13 protein-coding genes are annotated in these 18,628 nt (G+C 71.1%); 6 read left to right on the top strand and 7 right to left on the bottom strand.

The annotated features are described in order from the left end of the window. Genes SD460_RS27230 through SD460_RS27210 form a run of 5 tightly spaced genes read right to left on the bottom strand, consistent with a single transcriptional unit; the run spans nucleotide 1 to nucleotide 6,010 of the window. Complete coding sequence (locus SD460_RS27230) at nucleotides 1–2,001, bottom strand: glycoside hydrolase family 31 protein (RefSeq protein ID WP_290054970.1); 2,001 nt, start codon at nucleotides 1,999–2,001, stop codon at nucleotides 1–3. A 9-nt stretch (nucleotides 2,002–2,010) separates the two neighbouring features. Further along, entirely contained in the window at nucleotides 2,011–2,814 is an 804-nt protein-coding gene (locus SD460_RS27225; protein ID WP_290054967.1) for a carbohydrate ABC transporter permease, read from the bottom strand. Then, a complete protein-coding gene (locus SD460_RS27220; protein ID WP_438860592.1) occupies nucleotides 2,811–3,749 on the bottom strand; it encodes a carbohydrate ABC transporter permease in 939 nt (312 codons plus the stop codon). The genes SD460_RS27225 and SD460_RS27220 overlap by 4 nt, the downstream gene beginning before the upstream one ends. Next, nucleotides 3,746–4,972 carry a sugar ABC transporter substrate-binding protein gene (locus SD460_RS27215; protein WP_290054964.1) on the bottom strand — a complete coding sequence of 409 codons (1,227 nt, stop codon included), beginning with the start codon at nucleotides 4,970–4,972 and terminating at the stop codon, nucleotides 3,746–3,748. Before SD460_RS27215 ends, SD460_RS27220 begins: the two co-directional genes overlap by 4 nt. Before the next feature lie 30 nt (nucleotides 4,973–5,002). Then, nucleotides 5,003–6,010 (bottom strand): LacI family DNA-binding transcriptional regulator, encoded by a 1,008-nt coding sequence (locus SD460_RS27210; protein WP_318306913.1) that lies wholly within the window; start codon nucleotides 6,008–6,010, stop codon nucleotides 5,003–5,005. A 346-nt stretch (nucleotides 6,011–6,356) separates the two neighbouring features. On the opposite strand from SD460_RS27210, the gene SD460_RS27205 reads away from it, so the two are divergent. Further along, nucleotides 6,357–9,272 carry a glycoside hydrolase family 3 protein gene (locus SD460_RS27205; protein WP_290054956.1) on the top strand — a complete coding sequence of 972 codons (2,916 nt, stop codon included), beginning with the start codon at nucleotides 6,357–6,359 and terminating at the stop codon, nucleotides 9,270–9,272. Here the strand turns inward: SD460_RS27205 and SD460_RS27200 are convergent, their stop codons facing one another. Next, entirely contained in the window at nucleotides 9,273–10,088 is an 816-nt protein-coding gene (locus tag SD460_RS27200) for an SAM-dependent methyltransferase (RefSeq protein ID WP_290054954.1), read from the bottom strand. 108 nt (nucleotides 10,089–10,196) lie between these two features. Here SD460_RS27200 and SD460_RS27195 point away from each other — a divergent pair, with 108 nt between their 5' ends. The 3 genes from SD460_RS27195 (at nucleotide 10,197) to SD460_RS27185 (ending at nucleotide 14,962) form a co-directional block, all read left to right on the top strand. Further along, nucleotides 10,197–11,516 carry a cytochrome P450 gene (locus tag SD460_RS27195; RefSeq protein WP_290054951.1) on the top strand — a complete coding sequence of 440 codons (1,320 nt, stop codon included), beginning with the start codon at nucleotides 10,197–10,199 and terminating at the stop codon, nucleotides 11,514–11,516. 150 nt (nucleotides 11,517–11,666) lie between these two features. Continuing rightward, a complete protein-coding gene (locus tag SD460_RS27190) occupies nucleotides 11,667–12,782 on the top strand; it encodes an alpha/beta hydrolase (RefSeq protein WP_318306912.1) in 1,116 nt (371 codons plus the stop codon). A gap of 89 nt (nucleotides 12,783–12,871) precedes the next feature. After that, a complete protein-coding gene (locus SD460_RS27185; RefSeq protein ID WP_318306911.1) occupies nucleotides 12,872–14,962 on the top strand; it encodes a putative bifunctional diguanylate cyclase/phosphodiesterase in 2,091 nt (696 codons plus the stop codon). On the opposite strand, the gene SD460_RS27180 is transcribed toward SD460_RS27185, so the two are convergent. Continuing rightward, nucleotides 14,959–15,621, bottom strand: coding sequence for a nitroreductase family protein (locus SD460_RS27180; RefSeq protein WP_290054942.1), 663 nt, complete (start codon nucleotides 15,619–15,621; stop codon nucleotides 14,959–14,961). The genes SD460_RS27185 and SD460_RS27180 overlap by 4 nt on opposite strands. 210 nt (nucleotides 15,622–15,831) lie before the next feature. Between SD460_RS27180 and SD460_RS27175 the strand changes: the two genes are divergently transcribed. Continuing rightward, complete coding sequence (locus tag SD460_RS27175) at nucleotides 15,832–16,251, top strand: hypothetical protein (RefSeq protein WP_290054939.1); 420 nt, start codon at nucleotides 15,832–15,834, stop codon at nucleotides 16,249–16,251. A gap of 31 nt (nucleotides 16,252–16,282) precedes the next feature. Next, nucleotides 16,283–18,385 carry a (Fe-S)-binding protein gene (locus SD460_RS27170; protein WP_290054935.1) on the top strand — a complete coding sequence of 701 codons (2,103 nt, stop codon included), beginning with the start codon at nucleotides 16,283–16,285 and terminating at the stop codon, nucleotides 18,383–18,385. Nucleotides 18,386–18,628: the final 243 nt, after the last annotated feature.

Raw genomic sequence — 18,628 nt, 5'->3', positions numbered from 1 at the left:
TCACCCGAGGATCGGCAGCTGGGCGTCGTCGCGCAGGAACAGCGGGATCCGGTCCGGGGGAGCGGGTGCATCGACGGAAATCCCGCCTGCGTAACGGTTTCCGGTCACGGCGTCCGTCCACCCGGCACCGTCGGGCAGGTACACCTCCCGCGCGGTGGCCCCGGGCTCGAGCACCGGCGCGACCAGCAGGTCCGGGCCCAGCAGGAAGGAGTCCTCGGCCGTCCAGCACGCCGGGTCGGCGGGGAAGTCGACGAACAGCGGCCGCATCGGCGGGATGCCCTGCTCGTGCGCCACCCGCATCTGGGCCATCAGGTACGGCCGCAGCCGTTCCCGCAGCCGCAGGGACGCCGTGATCGCCGCGTAAGCCGCGTCGCCGTAGGACCAGACCTCGTTGGGCCCGCCGGTCATCGCCGGACCGAACGGCGGGCGCGGGTCGCGGAAGCCGTGCAGGCGGAACAGCGGGCAGCACACGCCGTACTGGAACCAGCGCACCATCAGCTCCCGGTACTCCGGCGACGCCGGGTCGCCGCCGTGGAAGCCGCCGATGTCCGTGGTCCACCAGGGGATCCCGGCCAGCGCCACGTTCAGCCCCGCCCGCACTTGCGCCCGCAGCGACGCCCAAGTCGCCGCGACGTCGCCCGACCAGAGCGCGGCCCCGAACCGCTGGCTGCCCGCCCACGCCGAGCGGGACAGCAGCACCACCTCGTCGTCGCCCTCGGCACGGATGCCGTCGTGGAACGCCTGCGCGTTCGCCTGCGGGTAGAGGTTGAAGACCTCCGCGCCCGGACCGGCGTGGAAGCCGAGGTTGTGCGGGTGGCCGGGCTGGATCTCCGGCTCGTCGCCGTCCAGCCACCACGCGCGCACGCCGAGGTCGTAGTAGTTCTCCTTGACCTTCGCCCAGACGAACCGCCGCGCCGCCGGGTTGGTCGCGTCGTAGAAGGCGACCGGCAGCTCGGCGTCGAACCCCTTGTCCTTCCAGGGCGCGTGCGCCGGCACCCCGCTCTCGGCGGCGACCAGCAGGCCTTGTTCGTGCAGCTCCCGGTAGTTCTCCGACAGCGGGCTCACCGACGGCCACACCGACACCATCAGCTTGACGCCGAGTTCGTCCAGCTCGCGGATCATCCCGGCCGGGTCCGGCCACTCGGCCGGGTCGAACCGCCAGTCGCCGAGGTGCGTCCAATGGAAGAAGTCCGCGACGATCACCGACAGCGGCAGCCCCCGCGCGTGGTACTCGCGTGCCACGCCCAGGAGTTCCTCCTGGGTGCCGTAGCGGAGTTTCGACTGCCAGAACCCGGCCGCCCACCCGGGCAGCATCGGCGCGTGCCCGGTCGCGTCGGCGTAGTGGCTCAGGATCTGGCGCGGGCCGTCACCGGTGGTGATCCAGTAGTCGAGCTGGCGGGCGTCGTCGGCGACCCAGCGGGTGCCGTTGGCGGCCAGCTCGACCCGCCCGACGGCCGGGCTGTTCCACAGGAACCCGTAGCCGCGGCTGGACAGCAGGAACGGCACCGACACCTCGGCGTTGCGCTGCACCAGATCGAGCACGAGGCCCTTCTGGTCGAGCCGCCCGTGCGTGTGCTGGCCGAGACCGTAGACGCGCTCGTCGTCGTAGGCGGTGAACCGCTGTTCGAGCCGGCCGTACCCGTTGCGGGACGGCATGAACAGCCGCGCGCCGGGCCACCAGAAGTGCGCGCGCTGCTCGGAAAGCAGCTCCTCGCCGGTGTCCGTGCGGACGAACCGCAGCTGCGCGTCGATCCCGGTGTCGGTGTCGGCGATCGCCACGAGCGCGGTGAGCGCGCCGTTGACCACCCGGCCGGAGCGGCCGTCGGCCGAGGCCGTCGCGGCGGACGGCTTCGCGGGCAGCAGCGCGCCCGGCACGTCGTCGAGGATCCGGTGGCGCCCGGCGCGCACGCGCAGGCTCCCGTCGCCCCACGGCTCGACGCGCAGCACCTCGTGCCGCACGCGGACTTCCAGCGAGCGGCCGTCTTCGGTCGTGGCGATCAAGCGCACTCCTTAGTCTTTGACGGCGCCGCTGGTCAGCCCGGCGACGACGTACCGCTGGGCGACGACGAGCAGGACCGCCGCGGGGATCGCGGCGAGCACGGCGGTGGCCATGATCCCGTTCCAGTCGGCGGACTGGTTGCCGACGAACCGGTAGATCCCCACGGTGATGGGCTCGAACGACCGGCCGGTGGTGAGGGTGACGGCGAAGAGGAAATCGGCCCAGGCGAACAGGAACGAGAACAGCCCGGCGGTGACGAGGGCGTTGCGGCTGACGGGCAGGATGATCGACCGGAAGGTCCGCCAGTACCCGGCTCCGTCCACTCTGGACGCATCGGTGAGTTCTCGCGGAACCGAGATCATGAAGGCCCGCAACAGGAGCACGGCGAACGGGATGGTCGCGGTCGAGTCCGCGAGCACCAGCCCGAGGTAGCTGTCGATCAGCCCCAGGTTGCCGAACACGGTGTAGAGCGCGTTGGCCATCACGATACCGGGGATCAGCTGCACGATGAGCAGCACGAACACCAGCGCCGGCCCGCCGCGGACCTTGAGCTGGGCCAGCGCGTACGACGCGGGTGCCGCGACCACCAGCGACACGAGCACCGTGCCGAGCGCGACGACCACGCTGGAGAGGAGGTTCGGCCCCTGCGACGCGAGGGCCTTCCGGTAGCCGTCCAGGGTGCCCCCGGCCGGGAAGAACGCCGGGTCCGGGCGCAGCAGCGCGCCGCTGGGCTGCAGGGACGCGTTGACCATCCAGTACAGCGGGAACAGCAGCACCGCGACGATCAGGACGCCGGCCACCGTCCGGGCTTTCACGCCGCCGCCTCGGCCAGCGTCGCCTTCGCCGAGCGCAGGTAGAGCAGCCCGAACAGCGTCGCCACCAGGATGAGGACGTTGCCGACCGCGGCGCCCTGGCCGAACGCGAAGTCCCCGAAGCTCAGCCGGTAGGACCACGTCGTGAGCGTCTGGGTCGCGTTGGCCGGCCCGCCGCCGGTGACGACCATGATCACGTCGAACACCTTGATCGTGTAGACCAGCCCGAGCATGAGCACGATCCCGGTGACCGGCCGCAGCAGCGGCCAGGTCAGGTGCCGGAACCGCTGCCACGCGCCCGCGCCGTCCAGCGCCGCGGCTTCGTAGAGCGACGCGGGGATCGCGCGCAGGCCGCCGTGCAGGATGACCAGGTTGAACGGGATGCCGATCCAGATGTTGGTGAGGATCACCGCCGGCAGCGCCCAGCCCGTGCTGCTCAGCCACGGCACCGCGTCGAAACCCACGAGCCGCAGCGCCGCGTTGAGCACGCCGTGGTCCTGGTCGAACATCCACCGCCAGATCGCGCCGCTGACCACCAGGGGCAGCAGCCACGGCAGCAAGAGCAGCGACCGCAGCAGCGCGCTGCCGAGGAAACGGCCGCTGAAGAACACCGCGAGCGCCAGGCCGATGCCGAACTGGAAGACCAGCGACCCGGCGGTGAACAGGACCGTGTTCAGCACCGCCGTCGAGAACAGCGGGTTGCCGAACACGGCCGCGTAGTTGGCGAGGCCGACGAACGGCGCTTCGCCGGTGTAGAAGGACTTCACCGTGTAGTCCTGCGTGCTCATCACGACGTTCGCGGCCAGCGGGTAGCCGAAGAACACGACGACGTAGGCGAGCGCGGGGAGCAGGAACAGCCACGCGGCGAACCGGTTCTCCCGCCGGGGTTTCCGGCCGGCGCGCGGGGACGCCGTGACCGCCGGGGCGACCAGGGTCACGACCCGCTCGCCTGTTGCGCGGCCTTGAGGGCCTGGTCGGCGGGCAGCTTGCCGGTGAGGGCCACCTGGAGGGCGTCGGCCAGTGCCTGCGAGACCTTCGGGTACTTCTCGCCGAGTTCGGCGGTGCGGGAGCGGGCGGTGCCGACCTCGTCGACGAACGCCTGCATGGCGGGCTGCTCCGCGCCGAACTTGGCCGCGGTGGCCGTCTTCGACGGGATGTACGCGTGCGCCTTGCTCCACTCGAGCATGGTCGGCTCCGAGAGGACGCAGGAGAGCACCTTGCCCGCGGCCTGCTGGGTGGGCCCGCTCGTGACCGGGACGGCGCCGACCTCGCCGCCGAGGGCGACCACCGGCTTGGCGCCCGCCTCCGGCACCGGGATCGGCACGACGCCGTAGTGCAGCGCCTGCTGTTCATCGAGCCGGGCGAGGTTCCACGACCCGTTGACCATCATCGCCGCGTTGCCCGCGACGAACTGGTCGGCGACGTCGTTCTGGTTCCACGTCACCACGGACTTCGACGCCGACCCGGAGTTCACCAGGTCGGTGACGTACTGAAGCGCTTTCACCGCCGGCTCCGAGTCCACTTGGGACAGTTCGGCGCCGTTGCTCCAGAAGAACGGCAGGAACTGCCAGGTGCCCTCTTCGGACGGGATGGCGGAGAAGGCGAGCCCGTACTTGCCGTCCTTGGTCAGCTTGGCCGCGGCGGCCTTGAGCTCGTCCCAGGTCTTCGGCGGCTGGACGCCCGCGGCGGCGAGCAGGTCCTTGTTGTAGATCAGCGCCAGCCCGTTGACGCCGGGGGCCACGCCGTACACCTTGCCCTGGTAGGTCCCGGCCTTGACGATGCTCTCGTAGTAGCCGTCGGTCGTGATGCCGTAGTCGCTCAGCGGCGTCAGCGCGCCGGTCGCGGCGACCTGCTGCAGCGTCGGGTTGTCGGTGAACAGCAGGTCCGGCAGCGTCTTCGAGCTCGCGCCCTGCAGGACCTTCGGCAGCATCTGGCTGGTCGGCACCTTCTGCCGTTCGATCTTGACCCCGGTCTGGGCCGCGCACGTGTCGAGGATCTTCTGCCACGCCGCCGATCCCTGCTCGTCGGCGTAGTAGTCGAGTTCGGTGATCGAGCCGGCGGGCTGGGCCCCGGCCGGACTGCCGGCCGGGGCGCTCGGGCTGCACGCGGCCAGGAGCAGGGCACCGGCGGTCAGCATGAGGGCGCGACGGACTGACGACATGGCGATTCTCCTTCGGTGGAGCAGAACCGGTCAGACGCGGGGCGCGGCGGTGCTTTCGCGCCGGGTGAGGCGAGGCCCGAGCAGCCGGACCTCCGGGGTGGCGTGGCCGGCGAGCCGGCGCATGGTCATCTCGACCGCCTGGGTGCCGACCTCCTCGGCCGGGATGGCGACGTTGGTCAGCGCGACGGCGTGCTGCTCGGCCATGCTGTCCGGGCAGACGGCGATGACCGAGATGTCCTCGGGCACGCGCAGGCCGCGGTGGCGCAGGTCCGCCAGCAGGCCGGGCAGGACGGCTTCGTTGTGCACGACCAGGCCGGTCAGGTCCGGGTCGGCGGTGAGCAGGTCGTCCAGGCAGGCGCTCACCGCTTCGTAGGAGTGGGCGCACGGCCGGTTCGCCGCCCGCACGTCACGCGTCTTCGCCGCGTCGTCGAACCCGCGCAGGAACCGGGTCGCGTAGCTGGTCCCGCGCCGGTAGACGGCGGGGGAGGGGCCGATCAGCCCGATCGAGCGGTGCCCGAGGTCGGCCAGGTGCGCGACGCACGCCGAGGCGGCGGCGGTGAAGTCGAGGTCGACGCAGCTCAGCCCGGCCGGGTGGTCGGGCACGCCGATGAGCACCACCGGCAGGTCGAGCGCGAGCAGCATCGGCACCCGCGGGTCGGCGGCTTCGACGTCCATCACCATCAGCGCGTCGGCGATCGCCGAGGACGCCACCCGCTGCAGCGCGGCGGGACCCTCGTCCTTGGTGAGCAGCAGCAGGTCGTGGTCGTGCGCGCGGGCCGCGGTGACCGCCGAGGCGACGAACTCCATCACCACGGCGACGTTGAGGTCGGTGCGCAGCGGGACGACCAGCGCGAGTACGTTCGTCTTGCTGCTGGCGAGCGCCCGCGCCCCGGCGTGCGGGTGGTAGCCGAGCTTGCGGATGCTGTCCTCGACCAGCCGCCGGGTCTTCGGCGAGATCGAGCGCTTGCCGCTGATCACGTACGACACCGTGCTGGGGGCCACCCCGGCCGCGGAGGCGACGTCGTTGATCGTGACCACGGGCGGCCTCCTGGGGACGGGGCGGGAGATCATTGTCGAAGCGCATCGACGATGGCATGAAGGTAAGTGACACCCGGCGGAAACACAAGCGTGATTCGCGATTCCCGGCAATTCGATTCCCATTCGACGGCGGCGGTGTTCGTCGAAATTGTCGAACGCCGCTGATGACGGTTCTTCCCCCAGCTCAGAGCGCAGTTCCGCCCGGTCACAAGGCGACGCTGGGAGCGCACCCAGCAACTCTTGACCTCCCGTTGGCCCGGCTGTAATAGTCGTCCGCATCCCCACCCTCGACGCGAATGTTCCGCGCCGCGCCGTCGAATCGATTCGACGAAACCGGAGGCCGTCCGTGCGCCCGTCCCCGTTCCGCCGCGCCCTCGTCCCGGTGGTGACCGCGACCCTCCTGCTGGCCCCGTCGCCGGCGCTCGCGGCACCCCCGCTCCCGTTCCGCGACCCGGCGCTGCCGGTGGCCGCGCGGATCGGCGACCTGCTGTCCCGGCTGACCGCGGACGAGAAGATCTCGCTGCTGCACCAGTACCAGCCCGCGATCCCGCGGCTCGGCATCGGCGTGTTCAAGACCGGCACCGAAGCCCTGCACGGCGTGGCGTGGTCGACGGACTACGACGACAACGGCGCGGTCGTCAAAGCGGACGGGACCGTGTTCCCGCAGGCGATCGGCCTCGCTTCGACGTGGGACCCGGCGCTGGTCGAGCAGGTCGGCTCGGCGGTCGGGCAGGAGGCGCGCGGCTTCAACGCGCGCAACCCGACGCTGTGGGGCCTCAACCTGTGGGCGCCGGTGGTCAACCTGCTGCGCGACCCGCGCTGGGGTCGCAACGAAGAGGGCTACTCCGAAGACCCGCACCTGACCGGCGAGCTCGCGACCGCGTACGGCCGCGGCATCCAGGGTGACGACCCGCGCTACCTGCAGGCCGCCCCGACGTTGAAGCACTACCTGGCCTACAACAACGAGGTCAGCCGCGACACCAGCAATTCTTCGGTGCCGCCGAAGATCCGGCACGACTACGACGAGCAGGCGTTCAAGATCCCCCTGGCCGCCGGGGCGGCCAACGCCGTCATGCCGTCGTACAACCTGGTCAACGGGCGCCCGAACACGGTCAGCCCGGACCTCGGCGGCGTACTGCGGAAGTGGGCGCCCCAGGACATCGCCGTCGTCAGCGACGCCGGCGCACCGTCCAACCTGGTCAACTCCGAGAAGTACTACCCCACCAAGGCCGAAGCGGCCGCGGCTGCGCTCAAGGCGGGTCTCGACAGCTTCACCGACAACGACACCAACGGCTCGATCACCGTCGCCGCGGTCGACGAAGCGCTGGACCGCGGGCTGCTGACCATGGCCGACGTCGAGAAGGCCGACCGCCACCTGCTTTCGCTGCGGTTCCGCCTCGGCGAGTTCGACCCGCCGGGCCGCAACCCGTACGCGAAGATCACCCCCGCGGTGATCAACTCGCCGTCACACCAGGCGCTCGCGCGCAAGGCCGCCGGCGAACAGGTCGTCCTGCTGCGCAACACCGGCACCGCGCTGCCGCTGAGCGACGCCGGCCAGGTCGCGGTCGTCGGCCCGCTGTCGGACACGCTGTACGAAGACTGGTACAGCGGCGCGATGCCGTACCGCGTGACGCCGAAGCAGGGCATCGCCGAGCGGCCCGGCGCCCCGGTCGCCTCGTCCGAAGGCGTCGACCGGATCGCGCTGAAGGACCTCGCCACGGGCCGGTACCTGACGGCGCCCGCGACGGCGGGCAAGGTGACCGCGGGCGGGACGGTCGCGGGCACCGCGGAGTCCTTCGACGTCTACGACTGGGGCGCGGGCAAGAACACCCTGCGTGCCGCCGCGAACGGCAAGTTCCTGAGCTACTCGGGTGGCGCGCTGGTGAACGACGCCGCCCAGCCGTCGGGCTGGTTCGTGCCGCAGCAGCTGAAGCTCGACCCGCAGCCCGACGGCAGCTACGTGCTGGAATACGCGGGCAACGAGGTGACCGAGCCGTGGTTCGGCCCGAACCGGTTCGCCGTCGTCGGCGCCGACGGGATCCTGACGATCGCCGCCCCGGACGCCGCGCACGCCACGAAGTTCGGCCGCGACGTGCTGCGCAGCGGCATCTCGTCGGCGGTCGAGGCGGCCCGCGGCGCGGACACGGCCGTCGTCGTGGTGGGCAGCATGCCGTTCATCAACGGCCGCGAAGCGAACGACCGGACGAGCACCGAACTCGCCCCGGCCCAGCGCGCGCTGATCGAGGCGGTCGCGAAGGTCAACCCGCACACCGTGGTCGTGGTGGAGAACAGCTACCCGACGACCGGCTGGGACACGCTGTCCGTGCCGGGCATCGTGTGGACGAGCCACGCCGGCCAGGAAACCGGCCACGCGGTGGCCGACGTGCTCTTCGGCGACGTCGACCCGAGCGGGCGGCTGACGCAGACGTGGTACGCCTCGGATGCCGGGCTGCCGAGCATCCTCGACTACGACATCGCGAAGACCGGGATGACGTACCAGTACTACCGCGGGAAGCCGTTGTACCCGTTCGGGTACGGGCTGAGCTACACGAGTTTCCGGTACGGCCCGGCGCGTGCTTCACTCGCCGGCTCCTCGGTCCACGTGAGCGTGGACGTGACGAACACCGGTGCGCGCGCGGGGACGGACGTCGTCCAGCTGTACTCGAAGGATTCCGGCGCGCAGCGGCTACGGGACTTCGAGCGCGTGACGCTTTCCCCGCACCAGACCCGCACGGTCCGGTTCGAGGTCCCGGTGGCGGACCTGGCGGCCTGGGACGCCTCTCGCGGACGGTCCGTGGTGGCGGCCGGGGTGCGCGAGTTCTCGGTGGGCCGCAACGCCGTCGACCTTTCCCCGGCGCAGCGGGTGTTCGTGCCGGGGGAGCAGCCGCGGCCCCGTGACCTGAGCCGGCCGACCCCAGCGGAGAACTTCGACGACTACTCGGGGACCACGCTGACGGACACGGCCAAGACGGCCGGCACTTCGGTGGCGGCCGTGGCGGGGAGCTGGGTGGTGTACCGCGACGCCGCCTTGAACGCCCCGGCGCGGTTCTCGGCATCGGTGTCCACAGTGGAGTCTTCCCGCGTCACGGTCCGCCTCGATTCGCCGACCGGCCGGATCCTCGGCACGGCACCGGTGCCGTCCACGGGGGACCGGTACGCCTACACGACGGTGACGGCGGCACTGGCCGGGGTGACCGGCCGCCACGACGTCTACCTCACGTTCGACGGCCCGGTGAACCTGGCGACGTTCTCCCTGCGGTGATCAGGGTTTCCGGCCCACCCCGGCGTACGGCAGGGCGTTGATCGCCGGGTCGTCGGACATGTCGCCGGCACCCTCCGGCTTCCACATCGCGCAGCCGACCACGCCCGGGTCCACCACCTCGAAGCCGTCGAAGAAGGCGAGGACCTCGTCGTGGGTGCGGGGGACCGGCTGGTTCTGCTGGTCCTGGTTGCTCTTGTACACCTCGACCGCTTCGTCGAGGCGCTGGGACTCCGAGTCCGCCGCGACGTGCGTGACGGCCAGGAAGCTGCCCGGGGCGAGCCGGTCGCGGTAGCGGGCCAGGATGCTCACCGGGTCCCACGAGTCGGGGACGAAGTGCAGCAGCAGCAACATGAACAGGCCGACCGGCTCGTCGAGGTCCAGCAGCTTGCCCGCGCCGTCGAAGATGTCGTTGACGTCGCGCAGATCCGCCTGGAGGACCAGGCAGTTGTCGTTGTCCTGCAGCAGCAACTCGCTGTGGGCGACCGCGACGGCCTCCCGGTCGACGTACACCACGCGGCACGACGGGTCGGCCTGCTGGACGATCTCGTGCAGGTTGCCCACCGTCGGGATGCCGGAGCCGATGTCGAGGAACTGGCGTACGCCCTGGCCGACCAGGTAGCGCGCCGCGCGGCGGAGGAACGCCCGGTTGAGGCGGGCCGCGTCGCGGACGCCCGGCATGATCCGGAGGATCTGCTCGCCGAGGGCGCGGTCCGCGGCGAAGTTGTGGTCGCCGTCGAGCCAGAAGTCGTACACCCGGGCCGGGTTCGGCACCGAGGTGTCGATCTCCGGCGGTACCCAGCTCAGTTCCCCGGTCACGGGACCTCCCACCCTCGCGGACTCTCCGAGCGCCGGAGTCTAGCCCCTCGGCCGTGCTCCCGGCCCGCGTCTCCCGCTAAGGTGACGCGGTCACGAGGAGACGAGGCCATGACGAACGTGCCCGGCCGCTGGCCCGTGCTCGGGCACACCGTGCCCCTGCTGCGCGACCCGCTGAAACTCTTCACTTCCCTGCCTGCGCACGGAGAAGTCGTCAAACTCCACCTGGGCCCGCTGCCGGTCCACGTGGTCACCACGCCCGAGCTGGCCTGGCAGGTGCTCGCCACCGACGCCGACAAGTTCGACAAGGGCTTGGTCTTCGACAAGATGCGCCCGCTCTTCGGCGACGGGCTGGCCACCTCCAACGGGGAGCTGAACCGCCGCCAGCGCCGCCTCGTCATGCCCGCGTTCGGCCGCGCCCGGATCGCGGGCTACGCCGAGAACACGATGACCAAGCTGGCCGACGAGCTCACGAGCTCCTGGCAGCCCGGCGAAGTCGTCGAGTTCGACCAGCGCATGCAGGACCTCGTGCTGACCATCGCCGGGCAGACGCTGTTCTCGACCGCGCTCGGCGACGACGCGCTGTCGGAAATCCAGCGCTCGATCCCGGTGATGCTCAAGTACGTGCTGATCCGGGCGTTCTCGCCGAAGTTCGTGGAGCGCCTGCCCATCCCGCCGAACCGCAGGTTCGACGCCGCGGCCGCCCGCCTGCGGGACGTCATCGGCGAAACCGTCGTCGCCGCGCGGGAACAGGGCGCGGACCACGGCGACCTGCTCTCGATGCTGCTGCTGGCCCGCGACGAGGACACCGGCGAGGGCATGTCCGACCGCCAGGTGCACGACGAGGTCATCACGATCCTCACCACCGGCGCGGAAACCACCGCCGTCGCGCTGGCCTGGTTCTTCCACGAGCTCGGGCAGCACCCGGACGTCGAGCGCCGCTTCCACGCCGAAGTCGACGAAGTCCTCGGCGGCCGCGCCGCCCGCTTCGAAGACCTCCCGGACCTGGTCTACACGCACCAGATCGTCAACGAGATCGTCCGCCGCACCCCGCCGCTGATCCTCATGCGCCGCGCCCGCGAAGACGTCGAGCTCGGCGGCGTCCGGATCCCGGCGGGCACCGAGGTCGCGGTCAGCCAGCACACGCTGCACCGGGACCCGCGGTGGTTCCCGGACCCGGACCGGTTCGACCCGGACCGCTGGACGCCGGGGCACACCGCGGAACTGCCGAAGGGCGCGTACATCCCGTTCGGTGCGGGGGCCCGGCTGTGCCCTGGGCACGTGTTCGCGCCGACGGAGATCGGCATCGTCGCCGCGACGATCGGGGCGCGCTGGCGCCTGGTGCCGGTGCCGGGCAAGAAGGTGTACGCGCAGCTCAAGGCGACGATGCAGCCGAACCGCCTGCCGATGACGCTGGTGCCGCGGACCTGACGGTACCCGTTCCACTACCGGGTGTAGTGTTCTCGGGTCCGAACAGCCCGCCCCACCCGGAGGAGTACGGCGTGAGACTGCCGATTTCGGTGCCGTTTGTTTCAAATCCGACCACAGTCACGGCCGAATGACTTGCGTAGCAACGGTCACGTGCCGCCCGCGGGGCGGCCTGCTTTTGGTCGGATCAGCAAGCTGACGTCCGCGTTGTTCGCCTGCGGGGTCCTGCTCGCCTCGCTGACCGCCGCGGTGCCGGCGGAGGCCGCCGCGATCTCCTGCACCGACACGGATCTGCCGGTCTCCGGCCCGGGCCTGCCGCCGCTGGTGCCGGGCGCGCCCGCGACCCTGCACGGCCGGCTGTGCCTGCCCGCCGGCGAGGCGCCGGACACCGTCCAGCTGCTCGTGCACGGCGGGACGTACAACAGCGCGTACTGGGACCTGCCCTACGAACCGCAGCGGTACTCCTACCAGCGGGACATGGCCGCCCACGGCTACGCGACGTTCGCCGCGGACCAGCTCGGCGCCGGGCGCAGCAGCCACCCGCTGAGCCTGCCGCTTTCGGTGTGGGCCGCGGCCGAGTCGATGCACGATGTCGTCGGGCACCTGCGCGCCGGGCGCGTGGGCGGGACGCCGTTCGCGAAGGTGGTCATCGTCGGCCACTCGGTGGGGTCCGGCGTCGTCGCCGTGGAGGCGTCGACCTACCACGACGTCGACGGCGTCGTCCTCACCGGCATCACGCACCTGCCGGCCCTGCCGGTGCTCGCGCTCGGCGCGGCACTCGGCCTGCAGCCGGCCCTGCTCGACGGTCAGCTCGGCAAGCTCGGCAGCGATCCGTTGTACTTCACGACGAGGCCGGGCGCGCGAGCCGGGCTGTTCTACGCGGCCGGGGACGCCGACCCGGCCGTCATCGCGGCGGACGAAGCCACCAAGGACCAGGTTTCGGTGCCCGGGATGGGCACCGTCGCGGTGTTCGGGATCGTGCTGCCGGCGACGAAGGGAATTTCCGTACCGGTTTTGCAGGTGGTGGGGGAAAAGGACGTCCTTTTCTGCGGCCTGCTCGCGGTGCGTGACTGCACCCATACGGATGTGGTGCGGGCGCAGGAGGCGCCGTATTACGCCGACCCGTCGAAGCTGTCGATGTACGTCCTCCCGGGCGCGGGTCATTCCGTTGCGTTGCACGAAAACGCGGCGGATTATCGGGATGCCACCCGATCGTGGCTGCAGGGCGACCTGGGGATCGCTCCGCAGGGTTATCACTCGATTGGATGAATGCTGTTTCGTGCGCCGGACGCCATTTCGGGCCAAGATAAATCGGCTGACCGACCGGAGTGCGTGCGTGGAACCCAGGACAGGCTGACGTGACTGCTCCCCGACCCCGTGGCGAACACCCGCGGAAGAAGCCGTCCGCCGAACGAGCGGCGCGGCGGCTCGGCACTCTCGCGCGCAAATGGGGCTATCTGATCAGCACCACGGCGTACCTGCCGCACACGCCGGAGGAGATCGAGCGCGAACTGGGTGTCCTGGTCGCGACGGTCTTCGACGCCGTCGTCAGCGATCCGCCGGACCTCGACGCGGCCGCGACCGCGGGCGGCAAGCTCGTCGAGCTGCGGTGCGTCGGCACCGACAGCCTGCGCCGCAGCCTCGAAGTGCTCGGCAAGGCGCTGCTGCGCGAGCCGGAACTGCACCACGTCGAAGGGCTCGCCGAGCGGGTCGTGCTGGTGCTCGGCGCGCTCAGCTCGGGCTACGGCGAGATGCTGCGCGAGGACATCCAGAAGCGCCAGGAAGGCCTGAGCCGCGCGCTGCTGAAGGTGGAGCAGGAGACGCGGCAGAAGCAGGTCATCACGCGCGCGCAGTTCGAGGAGGTGTTCGCCGGCTCGGCCAGCGGCGTCGCCCTCACCGAACTGGACGGCCGCGTGCTGCGGGCCAACGCGGCGCTGGCCAAGACGCTCAACCGCACGCCGGCCGAGATCGGCGCGCTGAGCCTGTTCGACCTGGTGCACCCCGAAGACGTCGAGCAGCTGCGGGACGGCTACCGCGAACTGGTGGCGGGCAAGCTGCACCGGCTGCGCACCGGGCGGCGGCTGGTCGGCAAGGACGGCGAGCCGATGTGGGCCACGTTCGCGGCGTCGGTGATCCGCGACGCCGTCGGCGCGCCCCGGCAGCTGATCACCATCGTCGACGACGACACCGAGGTCTCGCTGCTGCAGCGGCGGCTGTCCCACCAGGCCCTGCACGACGTCCTGACCGGGCTGCCGAACCGCCAGTTCTTCAGCACCCGCCTGGAAACCCTGCTCCGCGACGCCGACCAGTCCCGCGGGGTCACGCTGTTCCACCTCGACCTCGACGGCTTCTCCCAGATCAACGGCGGGCTCGGCCAGGAGCTCGGCGACCGCGTGCTGCGCGGGGTCGCGGCGAAGCTCAAGACGATCTTCGACGAGGAGAAGGCGCTCGTCGCCCGGCTCGGCGGCGACGAATTCGGCGTGCTGGTGCAGAACGCGGCGGGGACGCCGGGCGTGCTGACGCTGGTCCGCCGCGTCACCCACGAACTCGCGGAGCCGGAGTACGTCGACGGGCAGCGCGGGGTGGCGGTGTCGGCCGCGATCGGCGTCGTCCACCGGCCGCCGCGCGACATCACGCCGGTGGAGCTGCTGCGCGCGTCGGACCTGACGCTGCGCCGCGTGCAGCGCGCGGGCAGCCAGTGGGGCCTGTTCGACCGGGAGCTGGACCGCCGCGACCGGCACGACTTCGGCCTGGCCGCGGGGATGGCGGGCGCGTGGGAGAACGGCGACGTCGAGGTCTGCTACCGGCCACTGGTGTCCGCGGCCGGCGGTGCCGTGCAGGGCGTCGAGGCGCGGCTGCAGTGGAACCACCCGTCCGAAGGGCAGCTGGCCCACGAAACGTGCGTGCGGCTGGCGACGGAGACCGGGCTGGCCCTGCCGCTGGGCACGTGGCTCCTGCGCACGGCGGCCGAGCGGCTGCTCGGGTCCGGGAGCGAACTGCCGCTGACCGTCGAACTCACACCGCAGCAGGCGGCCGACCCGGAACTGGTCGGCGAGGTCCGCGGCGTCCTGGAGTCGACCGGACTGGCACCGGCCGCCATCCGCCCCGGCTTCCCGGCCGCGGCACTGCTCGCCGAATCCGGCGACGCGGCCGACAACCTCAAGGTGCTGGCCGAAATCGGCGTCCTGGCGGAACTGCACGGCGTCGGCGACGTCACCTGCCTGACGGAGTTCCCGGCCCGCACGGTCCGCCTGGCACCGGCGTTGGTGGCCCGCCGCACGCACCCGCTGGTCGAGCCTTCGCTGACGGCGCTGATCGAAGCGGCGCACCGGGCGGGCGCCCAGGTCGGCGTCGCGGGCGTGGAGAACGCGGAGCAGGCGGACTGGTGGCGAGAGCGCGGCGCGGACCGCTTTTCGGGCCCGGCGTTCACCGAGCTCCCCACGCTCTAGATCCGCACGAGCACTTCGTCGAGGGACTTTCGCCGCAGGTCCGGCACCACGCAGTCGTCGGCCGGGTAGCCGACCGGGATCACCGCGAACGCCTTTTCGTTGCGGGGGCGGCCGAGCAGCTCGCCCAGGAAGCGCATCGGCGACGGTGTGTGGGTCAGCGCCGCCAGCCCGGCCACCTGCAACGCCGTCAGCAGCATGCCGACCGCGATGCCCACCGACTCGTCGACGTAGTAGTGCTTGCGGACGCCGCCGTCCTCGTCGAGGGCGAACCGTTGCTGGAACACGACGATCAGGTACGGCGCGTCGGTCAGGTGCGGCTTCACCGCGTCCGTGCCGAGCGGGCGCAGCGCGTCGAGCCACGCCTCGCCGAGCCGGCCGCCGTAGGAGATGCGCTCCTCCTCTTCGGCGGCTTCGCGCAGCCGGCGGCGCACCTCGGGATCGGTGACGAGGACGAACGTCCACGGCTGCTGGTGCGCCCCGCTCGGCGCGGTGGACGCGACCGCGATCGCGTCCAGCACCGCTCGCTCGGGTACCGGGTCGGCGGAGAACATCCGGACCGAACGCCGGGCCTCCATCCGCTGCCGCAGCGCGGCGGCCCTGGCAAGGGCTTCGTCGTCGGGCAGCCGGGCGGGGCGGTAGGGGACCGGGTGGAAGCTCATGCCCGGATTGTGGCGCGGGACACGTACGCCGCAGCAGGGCCGAACGTACGATCCGCGGTGTGAAGCGTCCGTTCTACGGACAGTAAGGTCATCCTTTACGCCGTACAGCGCAGCACAACTGGGCCGAATGGTCCTGTCGCACGAAGTGATCTCCTCATTACCCTCCAGTAGCAGACAGTGGTGCCGATCACAGTCGTTCCGGGAGGCTCTATGGCGTCGCGCGTCCGTGGACCCGGCTCCGAAGACCGGCGCGAACTGCGGATCCGGCACCTCACCGGCTGCCTCTCGTGCACGCTCACCTGCGCGTACTGCGGGCTGCCGGTGCGGCTCACCGGGCCGGGCGACCACCCCGGCTACGGCGTCGTCGAAGAAGTGACCGGCGACCTCGTGCTGTTGCACCGTTTCTGCCGCGGCGCGCTCGGCCGCTGCGGGACGCGGGGGTGCGTGCTGCGGCGCGCCCACCTCGGCCGCGCGACCGAGCAGTACGAAACCGGACGGCGGCGGCCGGGGCGCTATCAGCGCCTCGGCGTCCGCCGGTCGGCCGACCTCGATCTGTACCGGAAACACTGGCGGGTCGCGAAGATGCGGTACGCGTGCAAAGCGTGCCGGTACTACACCGGCTCGCACTGAGCCGGTCCTTCCATCACGACGCGGAGGACTCGTGCTCGTTCGTCTCATCCTCGGCCTGCTCATGACCGTCGTCGGCCTCGCCGTCGCCGGGAAGCGCGTGGCCTTCCTGTACCAGCTGATCAAGGCGGGCCAGCCCGACGCCAAGCGGTCGAACGAGCTGGGCGCCCGCCTCCTCGCGCAGGTGCGCGAGGTGTTCGGCCAGCGCAAGCTGCTGAAGTGGTCGGTGCCCGGCGCCGCGCACTTCTTCACCTTCTGGGGCTTCGTCATCCTGGCCTCGGTCTACCTCGAGGCTTACGGCGCCCTGTTCGACGAGAAGTTCGCGATCCCGTGGATCGGGCACTGGGCGGTGCTCGGCTTCCTCCAGGACTTCATCGCGGTCGCGGTGGCCGTCTCGCTCGGCGTGTTCACGATCATCCGGATCCGCAACGCCCCCGCCCGCAAGGACCGCGCGTCGCGCTTCTACGGCTCGCACACCGGCGGCGCCTGGCTGATCCTCGTCATGATCTTCAACGTCGTGTGGACGATGTTCTTCTTCCGCGGTGCCTCCTCGGCGTCCGGCAACTTCCCGTACGACAACGGCGCCTACGTCTCCCTCGGCGTCGGGAACCTGCTGGAACCGCTCGGGCATTCGACGACGGAGGTGCTGGAGACCGTCGGCCTGCTGCTGCACATCGGCGTGATGCTCGTCTTCCTGTCGATCGTGCTCTACTCCAAGCACCTGCACATCTTCGTCGCGCCGATCAACGTCTCGGCGAAGCGGCTGCCGGACGCGCTCGGCCCGCTGCTGCCGATGGAGTCCGGCGGCGTCGCGATCGACTTCGAAGACCCGGGCGAAGACGACACGTTCGGCCGCGGCAAGATCGGCGACTTCACGTGGAAGGGCATGCTCGACTTCGCCACGTGCACCGAGTGCGGCCGCTGCCAGTCGCAGTGCCCGGCGTGGAACACCGGGAAGCCGTTGTCGCCCAAGCTGCTCATCATGAACCTGCGCGACAACCTCTTCGAGGAGGCGCCCTACATCCTCGCCGGCACCGAGCACGAGGAGGCGCGCCCGCTGGTCGGCCCGGAGGCCGACGGCGGCGTCATCGACCCCGACGTGCTCTGGTCGTGCACCACGTGCGGCGCGTGCGTCGAGCAGTGCCCGGTGGACATCGAGCACGTCGACCACATCGTCGACATGCGCCGCTACCAGGTGATGATCGAATCGGCGTTCCCGACCGAGCTGGGCGGGCTGTTCAAGAACCTGGAAACCAAGGGCAACCCCTGGGGCCAGAACAACTCCGAGCGGCTCGCGTGGACGAAGGACCTCGGCTTCGACGTCCCGGTGTTCGACGGGGAGCTGGGCGAAGACGTCGAGTACGTCTTCTGGGTCGGCTGCGCGGGCGCGTTCGACGACCAGGCGCGCAAGACCGTCCGCGCCACGGCCGAGCTGCTGAACATCGCCGGCGTGAACTACGTCGTGCTCGGGAACGAGGAGTCCTGCACCGGTGACCCGGCCCGCCGCGCGGGCAACGAGTTCCTGTTCCAGATGATGGCCCAGCAGACGGCCGAGACGCTCAACGCCGTGTTCGAGGGCCGCGAGCCGCGGCTGCGCAAGATCGTCACCACGTGCCCGCACTGCCTCAACACGCTCAGCCGCGAGTACCCGCAGCTGTACGGCCACTACGAGGTCGTGCACCACACGCAGCTGCTCAACCGCCTCGTCCGCGGCGGTCAGCTGACGCCGGTGAAGGGCGTCGAGGACGGCCCGCGCGTCACCTACCACGACCCGTGCTACCTGGGCCGCCACAACAAGGTCTACACCCCGCCCCGCGACCTGGTCGGCGCGGCCGGCGCCCAGCTCACGGAAATGCCGCGCCACGCGGACCGCGCCCTCTGCTGCGGCGCGGGCGGCGCGCGCATGTGGATGGAGGAGCAGATCGGCAAGCGCATCAACCTGGAGCGCGTGGACGAAGCGATCGCGACCGACGCGGAGACCATCGTGACCGGCTGCCCGTTCTGCCGCGTGATGCTGACGGACGGCCTGGTCCAGCGCCAGAGCGAGCAGAAGGCGGAGAACGTCGACGTCCGCGACGTGGCGCAACTGCTGCTGGAGCGGGTGAAGACGCCGGACGGTTCGGCACCGAAGGTCTGACGCCTCCACCCGCCCTGGCCTCAGCGCGAACTGCTCGACAGCCTTCATCGTTGCGCAGAAACCTTCGATGGCGAGGAGGTCCTGCTCCGGGACCTCCTCGCCGGAGAAGTGCATGAACTCGTTGCGGATGCGGCGCGCTTCCTCGAGCAGTCTGAGGAATGTCTCGTCGAACGGCCAGCCGAGGGGGCGAAGGTGGCCGGGGCCTCGGAGATCCGGACGTAGCGAGCGTGCCGAACTGACGCA

Origin of the sequence: Amycolatopsis solani, from assembly GCF_033441515.1 — a bacterium.
Taxonomy (GTDB): Bacteria; Actinomycetota; Actinomycetes; order Mycobacteriales; family Pseudonocardiaceae; genus Amycolatopsis; species Amycolatopsis solani.
The sequence above is the reverse complement of the archived record's forward strand: the minus strand, read 5'-3'. Positions and strand labels throughout refer to the sequence as shown.

Coding starts and splice junctions, on each gene's coding strand:
- SD460_RS27215 (WP_290054964.1), bottom strand. CDS start 4,972: ATGTCGTCAGTCCGTCGCGCCCTCATGCTGACCGCCGGTGCCCTGCTC.
- SD460_RS27195 (WP_290054951.1), top strand. CDS start 10,197: ATGACGAACGTGCCCGGCCGCTGGCCCGTGCTCGGGCACACCGTGCCC.
- SD460_RS27180 (WP_290054942.1), bottom strand. CDS start 15,621: ATGAGCTTCCACCCGGTCCCCTACCGCCCCGCCCGGCTGCCCGACGAC.
- SD460_RS27175 (WP_290054939.1), top strand. CDS start 15,832: ATGGCGTCGCGCGTCCGTGGACCCGGCTCCGAAGACCGGCGCGAACTG.